This window comes from Burkholderia sp. BCC0097 (assembly GCF_902832985.1).
Taxonomy (GTDB): Bacteria; Pseudomonadota; Gammaproteobacteria; order Burkholderiales; family Burkholderiaceae; genus Burkholderia; species Burkholderia orbicola.
In genome coordinates this window covers 70004-82860 of record NZ_CADFDM010000015.1, presented here as the reverse complement: position 1 = coordinate 82860, position 12857 = coordinate 70004, and the positions used below count along the sequence as shown (strand labels likewise).

13 protein-coding genes are annotated in these 12857 nt (G+C 67.9%); all 13 read left to right on the top strand.

What is annotated here, in order from left to right; all coding sequences use genetic code 11:
* Positions 1–484 precede the first annotated feature (484 nt).
* On the top strand, positions 485–805 hold the full coding sequence (gene flhD / locus HWX07_RS34875; RefSeq protein WP_011350590.1) for a flagellar transcriptional regulator FlhD: 321 nt from the start codon (positions 485–487) through the stop codon (positions 803–805).
* 92 nt (positions 806–897) lie between these two features.
* The gene (gene flhC, locus HWX07_RS34870) at positions 898–1452 is read left to right on the top strand and encodes a flagellar transcriptional regulator FlhC (RefSeq protein ID WP_006493184.1); all 555 of its coding nucleotides are present in this window, start codon (positions 898–900) and stop codon (positions 1450–1452) included.
* Positions 1453–1632: 180 nt separating this feature from the next.
* Complete coding sequence (gene motA, locus HWX07_RS34865; RefSeq protein WP_006477350.1) at positions 1633–2493, top strand: flagellar motor stator protein MotA; 861 nt, start codon at positions 1633–1635, stop codon at positions 2491–2493.
* 13 nt (positions 2494–2506) lie between these two features.
* The gene (gene motB, locus HWX07_RS34860) at positions 2507–3526 is read left to right on the top strand and encodes a flagellar motor protein MotB (protein WP_006477351.1); all 1020 of its coding nucleotides are present in this window, start codon (positions 2507–2509) and stop codon (positions 3524–3526) included.
* Between the two features lie 16 nt (positions 3527–3542).
* Entirely contained in the window at positions 3543–3920 is a 378-nt protein-coding gene (locus HWX07_RS34855; protein ID WP_175879293.1) for a response regulator, read from the top strand.
* A 33-nt stretch (positions 3921–3953) separates the two neighbouring features.
* Positions 3954–6230, top strand: coding sequence for a chemotaxis protein CheA (gene cheA / locus HWX07_RS34850; protein ID WP_175879292.1), 2277 nt, complete (start codon positions 3954–3956; stop codon positions 6228–6230).
* 48 nt (positions 6231–6278) lie between these two features.
* Entirely contained in the window at positions 6279–6794 is a 516-nt protein-coding gene (gene cheW / locus HWX07_RS34845; protein ID WP_059232701.1) for a chemotaxis protein CheW, read from the top strand.
* A 37-nt stretch (positions 6795–6831) separates the two neighbouring features.
* Entirely contained in the window at positions 6832–8805 is a 1974-nt protein-coding gene (locus HWX07_RS34840; protein WP_175879291.1) for a methyl-accepting chemotaxis protein, read from the top strand.
* A 3-nt stretch (positions 8806–8808) separates the two neighbouring features.
* Positions 8809–9801: a CheR family methyltransferase gene (locus HWX07_RS34835; RefSeq protein WP_175879290.1), complete on the top strand. Its 993-nt coding sequence runs from the start codon at positions 8809–8811 to the stop codon at positions 9799–9801.
* The gene (gene cheD, locus HWX07_RS34830; RefSeq protein ID WP_175807220.1) at positions 9798–10541 is read left to right on the top strand and encodes a chemoreceptor glutamine deamidase CheD; all 744 of its coding nucleotides are present in this window, start codon (positions 9798–9800) and stop codon (positions 10539–10541) included. Before HWX07_RS34835 ends, cheD begins: the two co-directional genes overlap by 4 nt.
* On the top strand, positions 10538–11629 hold the full coding sequence (locus tag HWX07_RS34825) for a chemotaxis response regulator protein-glutamate methylesterase (RefSeq protein WP_124484137.1): 1092 nt from the start codon (positions 10538–10540) through the stop codon (positions 11627–11629). The genes cheD and HWX07_RS34825 overlap by 4 nt, the downstream gene beginning before the upstream one ends.
* A 67-nt stretch (positions 11630–11696) precedes the next feature.
* A complete protein-coding gene (gene cheY / locus HWX07_RS34820; RefSeq protein ID WP_006754880.1) occupies positions 11697–12092 on the top strand; it encodes a chemotaxis response regulator CheY in 396 nt (131 codons plus the stop codon).
* 2 nt (positions 12093–12094) lie between these two features.
* Positions 12095–12826: a protein phosphatase CheZ gene (gene cheZ, locus HWX07_RS34815; RefSeq protein ID WP_175879288.1), complete on the top strand. Its 732-nt coding sequence runs from the start codon at positions 12095–12097 to the stop codon at positions 12824–12826.
* Positions 12827–12857 lie beyond the last annotated feature (31 nt).

The window sequence follows — 12857 nt, the reverse complement described above, 5'->3', positions numbered from 1 at the left end:
AGTCCATTATCGATATCGCCCTGAGGGGTTCGAGTGTTTTTTCAAACACTTAAGGCTTGTTACACGATGAAATACGCGAAAACCCCGAGAAAAAGGGCGCGGAATCATGAATCGCGACAGCCATAACTATTGTTGCGCTATCGTGAAAAAGCACTATAATTTTTACCGATCCGATTGTCGGCAGCCTTGCCGGCAAGCCTTCCACCTCTGGCGTGGCGGCCATCGGGGCCCTTCGCAACCGAATTCGCGTTGCAACCCGTTTTTCCGATTCCTTTCAATTCGCCTTGTCGGAAAAATTCCTACACGGTTTACAGACAAATCCTGCACGGCATACGCCACTTCGCTGATACCGACATAAATCCCGTTTGGCCAAAATTCGCCCTGTAAGACTATAAACGAGCCGACTGAGCGCCCGGTGCGCGCTGATCGAGCAAACGTTTTCATAACATGATTGGCCAAAGCAAAGCTTTTTAACGGGGGAATCATGAGCGCTACCAGCGAAATGCTCAGTGAGATCAAAGAGGTCAACCTGTCGTACCTCCTCCTCGCGCAGCGACTGCTGCGGGAAGACAAGGCGATGGGCATGTTCCGCATGGGCATTTCCCAGGAACTCGCCGACGTGCTCGCCAACCTCACGCTCGCCCAGACCGTGAAGCTGGCCGCGTCGAACCAGATGCTGTGCCGTTTCCGCTTCGATGATCACGCGCTGCTGTCGTCGCTCGCCGACAAGGGCCGCAGCGATGTCGTCGCGCACGCCCACTCGGCCATCCTGATGGCCGGGCAGCAGGTCGAAGGCGTCCGCTGATCCATCCCGCCTTGCGTTTGTCCCGGCGCGCCGCGCCGGCCGGCAGCGTGTTGGCCATTCATTCGCACAACGTCAAGCGGACGGTTATCACCATGGCAAGCAAAAGCGTCGTGATCGAGGTGAAGGAAATCACCCTCGCCATCGAACTGATCGAACTGGGCGCCCGGCTGCAGCTGCTGGAGGCGGAGACGAGCCTGTCGCGGGACCGTCTGATCAAGCTGTACAAGGAACTGAAGGGCGTGTCGCCGCCGAAGGGGATGCTGCCGTTCTCGACCGACTGGTTCATGACGTGGCAGCCGAACATCCACTCGTCGCTGTTCTACAACATCTACCGGTTCATGCAGGACCACGGCCGCTGCGAGCCGATCCAGTCGATCGTGAAGGCGTACCGGCTCTATCTGGAGCACGTGAACCTGTCCGGCGACGAGGCCGCGCTGAGCCTCACGCGGGCATGGACGCTGGTGCGCTTCTTCGATTCGGGGATGCTGCAGATGACCCCGTGCACACGCTGCGGCGGCCACTTCGTCGCGCATGCGCATGATCCGCATCAAGGTTTCGTGTGTGGCCTGTGCCAGCCGCCGTCACGCGCCGGCAAGACCCGCAAGGCCGCCGCCGCGCGCGCCGAACTGGCCGCCGCCGTGGCCTGAGCGCCGGGCCGGGCAAGGCCGGACGGGGCGCGAGTGGCGCCCGCGGGCCGCGCGAATCGTCCGCGTATTGCTGGTAAACACCGTCGGGCTGCCGCCTGGCGGCCTCGAAAGTTTTCCTGCCGACTGCCGTAAACCTGTTTAACGGCGGTCTCCCCGCCGGTCTTTCGTGAGGGACAGGCAGTGCTGATTATCGTGGGAACACTCGTGACGCTGTTGTCCGTCTTCGGCGGTTATGCGCTGGCAGGCGGGCATCTGGGCGCCTTGATCCAGCCCGTCGAGATCCTGATGATCGTGGGCGCCGGCGTCGGCGCGTTCATCCTCGGCAACGGCGGCAAGACCATCAAGGCCACGCTGCGCGTGCTGCCGACGCTCTTCAAGGGCTCGAAATACACGAAGGACGTCTATATGGAGCTGATGGCGCTGCTTTACGTGCTGCTCGCGAAGGCACGCAAGGAAGGCACGCTGACGCTCGAGGCCGACATCGACGATCCCGAAAAGAGCCCGATCTTCACGCAATACCCGAAGATCCTCGCCGATCGCCACATCGTCGAATTCCTGACCGACTACCTGCGCCTGATGGTGGGCGGCAACATGAACGCGTTCGAGATCGAAAGCCTGATGGACGAGGAGATCGAGACGCACCACACGGAAGGCGAAGGCCCGGCGCATGCACTGATGCGCGTCGGCGATGCGATGCCGGCGTTCGGCATCGTCGCGGCCGTGATGGGCGTCGTGCACACGATGGCCTCGGCCGACAAGCCGCCCGCGGTGCTCGGCGCGATGATCGCGCAGGCGCTGGTCGGCACGTTCCTCGGGATCCTGCTGTCGTACGGGCTGATCGGGCCGCTCGCGAGCCTCGCGGAGCAGCGCGTCGCCGAGTCGACCAAGATGTTCCAGTGCATCAAGGTGACGATTCTCGCGACGCTGAACGGCTATGCGCCGGCGATCGCGGTGGAGTTCGGCCGCAAGGTGCTGTTCTCGACCGAGCGTCCGTCGTTCTCCGAGCTCGAAGAACATGTTCGCCGCGTGAAGGCGAAGTGACGCGGAGCGACCGATGAGCAAGAGCAAGGATCGCGCGATCGTCGTCAAGCGGGTGGCCCCGGCGAAGAAGGGCCACCACGGCGGCGCATGGAAGCTCGCGTACGCGGACTTCATGACCGCGATGATGGCGTTCTTCCTGCTGATGTGGCTGCTGAGCTCGGTCACTCCGGTGCAGCTGAAGGGGATCGCCGAATACTTCAACATGCCGCTGAAGGCCGCGATTCTCGGCAGCGGCGACCGCAGCTCGCAGGATTCCAGCATCATCAACGGCGGCGGCCGCGACCTGTCGAGCGTCGATGCCGGCACGCTGCGCCGCACCGACGGCACGACGTCGCTCGCCGAGCGCCTCGCGAAGGCGGGCGACGACAATTCCCGGTCGCAGGCGCAGGGCGCGCAGGACCGGCTCGAGCAGACGCGCCTGCACGACCTGCAGATCAAGCTGATGGCGGCGATCGAGGCCAATCCGACGCTGCGCCAGTTCAAGCAGCAGATCCGCATCGATTCGACGCTGATGGGGCTGCGCATCGAGATCGTCGATTCCCAGAAGCGGCCGATGTTCGCGATGTCGAGCGACCACGTCGAGCCGTACATGCGCGACATCCTGCGCGAGATCGGCAAGACGCTGAACGACGTGCCGAACCGGATCATCGTCCAGGGCCATACCGACGCCGTGCCGTACGCGGGCGGCGAGGGCGGCTACAGCAACTGGGAGCTGTCGGCCGACCGCGCGAACGCGTCGCGCCGCGAGCTGATCTCCGGCGGCATGGACGAGGCGAAAGTGCTGCGCGTGCTGGGCCTCGCGTCGACGCAGAACCTGAACAAGGCCGATCCGCTCGATCCGGAAAACCGCCGGATCAGCGTGATCGTGCTGAATCGCAAATCCGAAGAAGCGCTGATGCGCGACGACGCGACGACGACGACGCTGTCCGCCGACGCGGCCGGCTCGAAGCTGCTCGCGCAGCAGCTCGGCGGCCCGACGCCGGCGGTGCGTCCGGTCGTGGCGAGCGCCGTCGCCGTGGCGCCGAAACCCTGACGTTTCCGAGACAGACATGATCCGAACCATTCTCGCCATCGACGACTCCGCGACCATGCGTGCGCTGCTGCAGGCCACGCTTGCGCAGGCCGGCTACGACGTGACGGTGGCGCCGGACGGCGAAGCCGGCTTCGACATGGCGGCGACGGCGCCGTACGACCTGGTCCTGACCGACCAGAACATGCCGCGCAAGAGCGGGCTCGAGGTGATCGCCGCGCTGCGCAAGCTGACCGCGTACGCGGACACGCCGATCCTCGTCCTGACGACCGAGGGCAGCGATGCCTTCAAGGACGCCGCACGCGACGCGGGTGCGACCGGCTGGATCGAAAAGCCGATCGACCCGAGCGTGCTCGTCGAGCTGGTCGCGACGCTGTCCGAGCCGGCTGCCTCCTGACATGAACGCGACGAATTCAACCGGTGACCGGGCATGACTCTCGACATCACTCAGTTCTACCAGACCTTTTTCGACGAAGCGGACGAGCTGCTCGCGCAGATGGAGCAGCTGCTGCTGAACCTCGACGTCGATGCGCCCGATCCCGAGGATCTGGCGGCGATCTTCCGCGCCGCGCATTCGATCAAGGGCGGCGCGGCGACGTTCGGCTTTTCCGCGCTGACCGATACGACGCACATCCTCGAATCGCTGCTCGACCGCGCGCGCAACCATGAGCTGACGCTGACCAAGGAAATGATCGACGCGTTCCTGGAGACCAAGGACGTGTTGTCCGACCAGCTCGTCGATTACCGCGCGAGCGCCGAACCGGACGCGGCCGCCGCCGCGACGATCTGCGCGAAGCTCGAACGGCTGAAGGCCGAAAGCGGCGCGGGTGCGCCTGCTGCGGCCGCCGAGCCTGCGCCGGCCGCGCCGGTTGCACCGGTCGTCGCTGTCGCACCGGCCGTCGAGCCCGCCGCAAGCGGCGATCGCGCACCCGACCATGTGGTCGAACAGGCCGTCGCGGCCGCGCATCCGGCGGCCGACGCCGATGCCGGCGGCCCGCACCTGAAGATCACGCTGGTCGGCGTCGACGCGAAGGATCGCGAACTGCTCACCGAGGAACTCGGCAACCTCGGCCGGATCGTCGGCCGCGAGGAAGCGGGCGCCGACCTGTCGCTGTGGGTCGAATCGGACGTGCCGTCCGACGACATCGTCGCGGTGTGCTGCTTCGTGATCGACGAAAGCCAGATCCGCGTCGCGCACGGCACGGCGCCGGCCGCGCAGGACGCCGCGGCCGTGGCCGCTGATGCGGCCGAACCGCCCGCCGCCGCGCAGCCCGCGCGCGTCGAGGTGTTCGCGCCGCAGGCCGCTGCCCCGCAACCGGCTGCCGCCGCGGCGGCCCCGGCCGAGCCGGCCGCCGCCGCCGCGCAGCCGCCGTCGCCATCGCCGCAACCCGCGCAAGCGCAGCCGGCCGAACACGCGACGCCGGCCGAACACGCGACGCCGGCCGCCGCCGCGCATCATGACGACAAGCGTGCGCGCCCGGCCGCCGCGGCCGCGGCAGGCGCCGAAGGCAGCTCGATCCGCGTCGGCGTCGAGAAGGTCGACCAGCTGATCAACCTGGTCGGCGAACTGGTGATCACGCAGGCGATGCTGGCCGAGACGGCGACCGCATTCGATCCGGCGCTGCACGACCGCCTGTTCAACGGGATGGCGCAGCTCGAGCGCAACGCGCGCGACCTGCAGGAAGCGGTGATGTCGATCCGCATGATGCCGATGGACTACGTGTTCAGCCGCTTCCCGCGGCTCGTGCGCGATCTCGCCGGCAAGCTCGGCAAGCAGGTCGAACTGGTCACGTTCGGCCAGGCGACCGAGCTCGACAAGAGCCTGATTGAACGGATCATCGATCCGCTCACGCACCTGGTGCGCAACAGCCTCGACCACGGCATCGAAACCGTCGACAAGCGCGTCGCCGCCGGCAAGGACGCGGTCGGCCAGCTCGTGCTGTCGGCCGCGCATCACGGCGGCAACATCGTGATCGAGGTGAGCGACGACGGCGCGGGCCTGAACCGCGAGCGAATCCTCGCGAAGGCCGCGAAGCAGGGCATGCAGATCTCCGAGAACATCAGCGACGACGAAGTCTGGCAGCTGATCTTCGCGCCGGGCTTCTCGACCGCCGAGACGGTGACCGACGTGTCGGGCCGCGGCGTCGGGATGGACGTCGTGAAGCGCAACATCCAGTCGATGGGCGGTCATGTCGAAATCTCGTCGCAGGCCGGCCGCGGCACGACCACGCGGATCGTGCTGCCGCTCACGCTGGCGATCCTCGACGGGATGTCGGTCAAGGTGGGCAGCGAGATCTTCATCCTGCCGCTGAACTTCGTGATGGAGTCGCTGCAGCCGTCGAACGACGACATCTACACGGTCGGCAACGGCGAGCGCGTGGTGCGCGTGCGCGGCGAATACCTGCCGCTGGTCGCGCTGCACGAGGTGTTCTCGGTCGAGGACGCGCGCACCGACCCGACGCAGGGGATCGTCACGATCATGGAAACCGAGGGGCGCCGCTTCGCGATGCTGATCGACGAACTGGTCGGCCAGCAGCAGGTGGTCGTGAAGAACCTCGAAACCAACTACCGCAAGGTGCATGGCATCTCGGCGGCGACCATCCTCGGCGACGGCAGCGTCGCGCTGATCGTCGACGTCGCGGCGCTGAACCGCGAAACCCGTGCGACGCACGGCGCCCGAGCCGGCGCCGAGCTCGCCGTCTTCTGACTCTCGCCATTCAACCGATTGGGGGCAAACGTGTCTGCTGAAGTCCAAATGATCAATCCGGCCGCGGCGAATGCCGCGACGAGCCGCCGCGACGCGGCGCAAGGCGACGCGACGGGCCAGGAATTCCTCGTGTTCACGCTCGGCGACGAGGAATACGGGATCGACATCCTGAAAGTGCAGGAAATCCGCGGCTACGACAGCGTCACGCGCATCGCGAACGCGCCCGAGTTCATCAAGGGCGTGATCAACCTGCGCGGGATCATCGTGCCGATCGTCGACATGCGGATCAAGTTCCACCTCGGCCGCGTCGAGTACGACCACCAGACCGTCGTGATCATCCTGAACGTGTCGAACCGCGTGGTCGGGATGGTGGTCGACGGCGTGTCGGACGTGCTGACGCTGCAGACCGACCAGATCATGCCGGCGCCGGAATTCGGCGCGACGCTGACGACCGAGTACCTGACGGGCCTCGGCACGGTCGACGGCCGGATGCTGATCCTGATGGACATCGAGAAGCTGATGTCGAGCCGTGAAATGGCGCTGATCGAGACACTCGGCGGGTAAGCGCGCCGCGCGCGCAGCAATTTCGGGAGAATCTGCAATGTTGCATAACTGGTCGATCCGCACGACGCTCACGGCGGTCGGACTCATCCTCGTGTGCCTGGCCGCCGCGGTCGGCGGGCTCGGCCTCTACGCGCTGAATCACGCGAGCCGTTCGCTCGACGAGATCGCGCACGTCGACCTGCCGGCGATCCACACGCTGGACGACACGGCCGCGTACCTGCTGCGCTCGCGCGTCGCGCTCGATCGCTTTCGTACGCTGACCGAAGCCGGCAATGCGGCCGACGCGGCGAAGGTGCTCGATCGCGCGCAGGAGCTGTATGCGAAGTCGAACCAGAACTGGCAGACGTTCCAGTCGACGCCGAAGCTCGGTGTCGAGCAGGCGCTCGTCGACGAGCTCACCGCGCGTTACACGACGATCATGAAGGAAGGCGTCGAACCGGAATTCGCCGCGGCGCGCGCGGGCGACATGGCCGCGTACCACGCGATCGCCGACGCGAAGATCAGCCCGATGTTCGTCGCGTTCGACCAGACGGCGGCAGCCGTGATCGCCGCGCTGCAAAAGCGCGCGGAAGAGCGTCAGGCCGCGACGCAGTCGCAGATCTCGATGATGATCGCGCTGATCGCGGCCGGCATCGCGCTCGCGTTCGTCGTCGTGATCGCGATCCGCTTCGTCCTGCGCGGGCTGATCGTCCAGCCGATCGAGGACGCGATCGCACACTTCGAGCGCATCGCCGGCGGCGATCTCACGCAGCCGGTGAGCGTGTTCAGCACGAACGAGATCGGCCGCCTGTTCGGCGGCATCAAGCGGATGCAGGACGCCGTCACGACGATGGTGCAGGCCGTGCATCGCGGCACCGAATCGATCGACGTCGGCGCGCGCGAGATCGCCACCGGCAACATCGACCTGTCGCAGCGCACCGAGGAGCAGGCCGCCTCGCTGCAGGAAACCGCGTCGAGCATGGAGCAGCTGACGGGCACGGTGCGGCAGAACGCGGAAAACGCGCGGCAGGCGAGCCAGCTCGCGGTGAACGCGTCGGACATCGCGACGCAGGGCGGCGACGTGGTCGGCCAGGTCGTGTCGACGATGCAGGACATCGCGGCCAGCTCGGGCAAGGTCGTCGACATCATCGGCACGATCGAGGGCATCGCGTTCCAGACCAACATTCTCGCGCTGAACGCGGCCGTCGAAGCGGCGCGGGCCGGCGAGCAAGGCCGCGGCTTCGCGGTGGTCGCGGGCGAGGTGCGTTCGCTCGCGCAGCGCAGCGCGAGCGCGGCGAAGGAAATCAAGCAGCTGATCGGCGATTCGGCCGAGAAGGTCGACAGCGGGTCGGCGCTCGTCGCGCGCGCCGGCGCGACGATGGACGAGATCGTGCAGGCGGTGCGCCGCGTGACCGACATCATGGGCGAGATCAGCGCGGCCTCCGACGAGCAGTCGACCGGCATCGAGCAGGTCAACCGTGCGGTCGGCCAGATGGATGCGGTCACGCAGCAGAACGCGGCGCTCGTCGAGCAGGCGGCCGCCGCGGCCGCGTCGCTCGAGGAGCAGACGCGCCAGATGAAGGCGATCGTGTCGGGCTGGCGCGTCGCGGGCGGCATCGCGCTCGCGCCGGCGCGCGGCGTCGCGCGGCCGGTGGCCCACGAACCGGCGGCGCTGCCGTCGGACGCGCGCCACGATGTGCCGGTCGCCGCGCTGCCGGCGCCGGCAGCGGCCCAACCGGCCGCACGGCGCGGCGCGCCGGCGTCGCGTGCCGCTGCCCCCGCTGCCGCGGGCACCGCGGCAGCGGCCGCCGAACCGAAGCGTGCGGCCGATGCGGCCGCACGCACGCAGAAGGCCGCACCGGCTGCCCGTGGCGGTACCGCCGCGGGCGGCTACGGCCCGCGTCTCGCGAAGACGGCTGCCCCCGCGGACAAGCCGGCCGCGAAGCCCGCGCTCGTGCGCCCGGCGCTGAACGGCGAGAAGCCGGCGCTGGCGGCCGCCGGCGCGTCGGACGACGACTGGGAGACCTTCTAAGCCATGTCGCACGCGCGCGCGCCGTTTCGACCCGATGCACCGGATGCCTCGCCTCGCGCGGGCGAGCCGGGGCGCGACTTCGCGTTCACCGGCGCGGATTTCGCACGCATCCGCGCGCTGATCCATCAACGCGCGGGCATCTCGCTGTCCGAGCACAAGCGCGACATGGCCTACAGCCGTCTCGCGCGACGGTTGCGGGCGCGCGGCCTCGACACGTTCCGCGACTACCTCGACCTGCTCGAGCAGGAAGACGATCCGCTCGAGTGGGAAGCGTTCACCAACGCGCTGACGACCAACCTGACCGCGTTTTTCCGCGAGTCGCACCATTTCCCGATCCTGTCGGAATTCGTGAAATCGCGGCCGGCGCCGGTGTCGGTCTGGTGCTCGGCGGCGTCGACCGGCGAGGAGCCGTACTCGATCGCGATCACGCTGATCGAGGCGCTCGGCGACACGGCCGCGCGCAGTGCGTCGATCCTCGCGACCGATCTCGACACGCAGGTGCTCGCGAAGGCCGAAGCCGGCATCTATACGTACGACCAGGTCAAGCACCTGTCGCCGGAGCGGCTCAAGCGCTTCTTCCTGAAGGGCACGGGCGCGCAGGCCGGCCGCGTGAAGGTGCGCCCCGAGCTGCGCGCGATGATCCGTTTCGAGCAGTTGAACCTGACCGATGCGGACTACGGGATCGCGAAGCCGTTCGACGCGATCTTCTGCCGCAACGTGATGATCTATTTCGACAAGCCGACGCAGGGGCAGGTGCTGTCGCGCTTCGAGCCGCTCGTGAAGCCGGGCGGGCTGCTGTTCGCCGGCCATTCGGAGAACTTCACGTACGTGACGCAGGCGTTCCGGCTGCGCGGGCAGACGGTGTACGAACTGACGCGCGACGCCGCGCAGGGCACGCGGCCGCGCGGCGCGCCCACGAGCGCGGCGGCCGCGATGCCGGCGCCCGGGCGGGCGCGGGCCGCGGGCGGCGCGCCGGCCTATGGAGAGCGCGGATGAGCGCCCTGCCGATCGCGACCAATCGCTACTTCGACAACCACTTCGAGCGCCCCGGCGTGAAGCTGTTGCCGAACGAGTTCTACACGACCGCCGAGGACATGGTGCTGATGACCGTGCTCGGCTCGTGCGTCGCCGCGTGCCTGCACGACCCGTACGCGGGCATCGGCGGGATGAACCACTTCATGCTGCCGGACGACGGCGCCGATCCGGGCGCGGCCGCGTCCGAGTCGATGCGCTACGGCGCCTATGCGATGGAAGTGCTGATCAACGAGCTGATCAAGGCCGGCGGGCGCCGCGAGCGCTTCGAGGCGAAGGTGTTCGGCGGCGCGGCCGTGCTCGCCGGGATGACGACGATCAACATCGGCGATCGCAACGCGGATTTCGTGCGCCGCTATCTGGCGCTCGAGCGCATCCGCATCACCGCGGAAGACCTGCAGGGCGTGCATCCGCGCAAGGTCGCGTTCATGCCGCACAGCGGGCGCGCGATGGTGAAGAAGCTGCGGCTGCAGGTGCCGGGTGTGACCGAGCGCGAAGCCGCGCTCGCGCGCGAGGCCGATCGCCTCCGCGCCGCACGGACCCGCGCGCAGGTCGAGCTGTTCGCCGCGAAGCGGCCTGCCGCGCCGCAACCGGCGCGCCCGCGCATCGAGCTGTTCGGCGGGCGCGGCGCGGCGCCGGGCGCCGGGAGCTCCTCGGCCGGGAGCCCGTACGCCGCGAATCTATCAAGAAAGCAGGAGGCCTGACCGCAGTGCAGAAGATCAAAGTGTTGTGCGTCGACGATTCGGCGCTGATCCGCAGCCTGATGACCGAGATCATCAACAGCCAGCCCGACATGACGGTGGTCGCGACCGCGCCCGATCCGCTCGTCGCGCGAGAGCTCATCAAGCAGCACAACCCCGACGTGCTCACGCTCGACGTCGAAATGCCGCGCATGGACGGGCTCGACTTCCTCGAGAAGCTGATGCGCCTGCGGCCGATGCCGGTCGTGATGGTGTCGTCGCTGACCGAGCGCGGCTCGGAAATCACGCTGCGCGCGCTCGAACTCGGCGCGGTGGATTTCGTCACGAAGCCGCGCGTCGGGATTCGCGACGGGATGCTCGACTACGCGGAAAAGCTCGCCGACAAGATCCGCGCGGCGTCGCGCGCGCGCGTGCGCCAGGCGCCGCAGCCGCAGGCCGCCGCCCGCGCGGCGGACAGCGCCGCGGCCGCGCCGATGATCAACAACCCGCTCGTCAGTACCGAGAAGCTGATCATCATCGGCGCGTCGACGGGCGGCACCGAGGCGATTCGCGAAGTGCTGACGCCGCTGCCGCCGGATGCGCCGGCCGTGCTGATCGCGCAGCACATGCCGCCCGGCTTCACGAAATCGTTCGCGCAGCGGCTGAACGGCCTGTGCCGGATCGCGGTGAAGGAAGCCGAGCACGGCGAACGCGTGCTGCCCGGTCATGCGTACATCGCGCCGGGCCATGCGCACCTGTTGCTCGCGAGAAGCGGCGCGAACTATATTGCGCAACTGTCGGACGAGCCGCCGGTGAACCGGCACCGCCCGTCGGTCGACGTGCTGTTCCGCTCGGCGGCGACGCACGCGGGCAAGAACGCGATCGGCGTGATCCTCACCGGGATGGGCCGCGACGGTGCGGCCGGCCTGCTGGAAATGAAACGCGCGGGCGCTCACACGTTCGCGCAGGACGAAGCGAGCTGTATCGTGTTCGGGATGCCGCGCGAGGCGATCGCGCTCGGCGGCGCGGACGAGGTCGCGCCGCTCGCCGACATGAGCCGCCGCGTGATGGCGCGCCTGGCGACGATGGGCGACCGCGTGCAGCGCGTGTGAATGGAATGTCACGGGGCGCGTGCCACGATACGCGCCTCGACGGAAACGAATCTGGAAAGGAACGACGATGGACAAGAGCATGAAAATCCTGGTGGTGGACGATTTCCCGACGATGCGCCGGATCGTCCGCAACCTGCTCAAGGAACTGGGCTACACGAACGTCGACGAGGCGGAAGACGGCGCGGCCGGCCTCGCGCGGCTGCGCGGCGGCGGCTTCGACTTCGTGATCTCGGACTGGAACATGCCGAACCTCGACGGCCTCGCGATGCTGAAGGAAATCCGCGCGGACGCGACGCTCACGCACCTGCCGGTGCTGATGGTCACGGCCGAGTCGAAGAAGGAGAACATCATCGCGGCCGCCCAGGCCGGCGCGAGCGGCTACGTCGTGAAACCGTTCACGGCCGCGACGCTCGACGAGAAGCTGAACAAGATCATCGACAAGATGGCCAAGGCCGGGAGCTGAACGTGAACGAGCCGATCCATGCGGCGCTTGCCGGCGCGGCGATGAATGCCGACGGCCATGCCGAAGGCGCCGATTACGCGAGCGACCGGATCCTCGCGCGCATCGGCCACGTCACGCGCACGCTGCGCGATTCGATGCGCGAGCTCGGGCTCGACAAGCATGTCGAGCGCGCGGCGGAAGCCGTGCCCGATGCGCGCGACCGGCTGCGCTACGTCGCGACGATGACCGAACAGGCCGCCGAGCGCGTGCTGAATGCGATCGAGATCGCGAAGCCGGTGCAGGAGCGCATCCAGAACGAAGCCGAGGCGCTCGACGCGCGCTGGGCGCAGTGGTATGCCGCGCCGATCGAGCACGCGGAAGTGCGCGAGCTGATGGACGATACGCGCACGTTCCTGCGCACGCTGCCCGAGTCGACGTCGGCGACCCGCGCGCAACTGCTCGAGATCATGCTCGCGCAGGATTTCCAGGACCTGACCGGGCAGGTGATCAAGAAGATCATGGACATGGTCTACCTGATCGAGCAGCAACTCCTCACCGTGCTCGTCGAGAACATCGCGCCGGAGCGGCGCGAGCAGTTCGCGGCTACCGCGGCCGCGCTGGCGGCCGAGCAGATGAGCGCGACCGGCAGCCCCGAATCGCTGCTGAACGGCCCGCAGATCGCGCCGGAAGGCAAATCCGACGTCGTGCAGGACCAGGGGCAGGTAGACGACCTGCTCGCGAGCCTCGGCTTCTGATCCTGCCGCGGCGCATCCGCGCGCCGGGTTG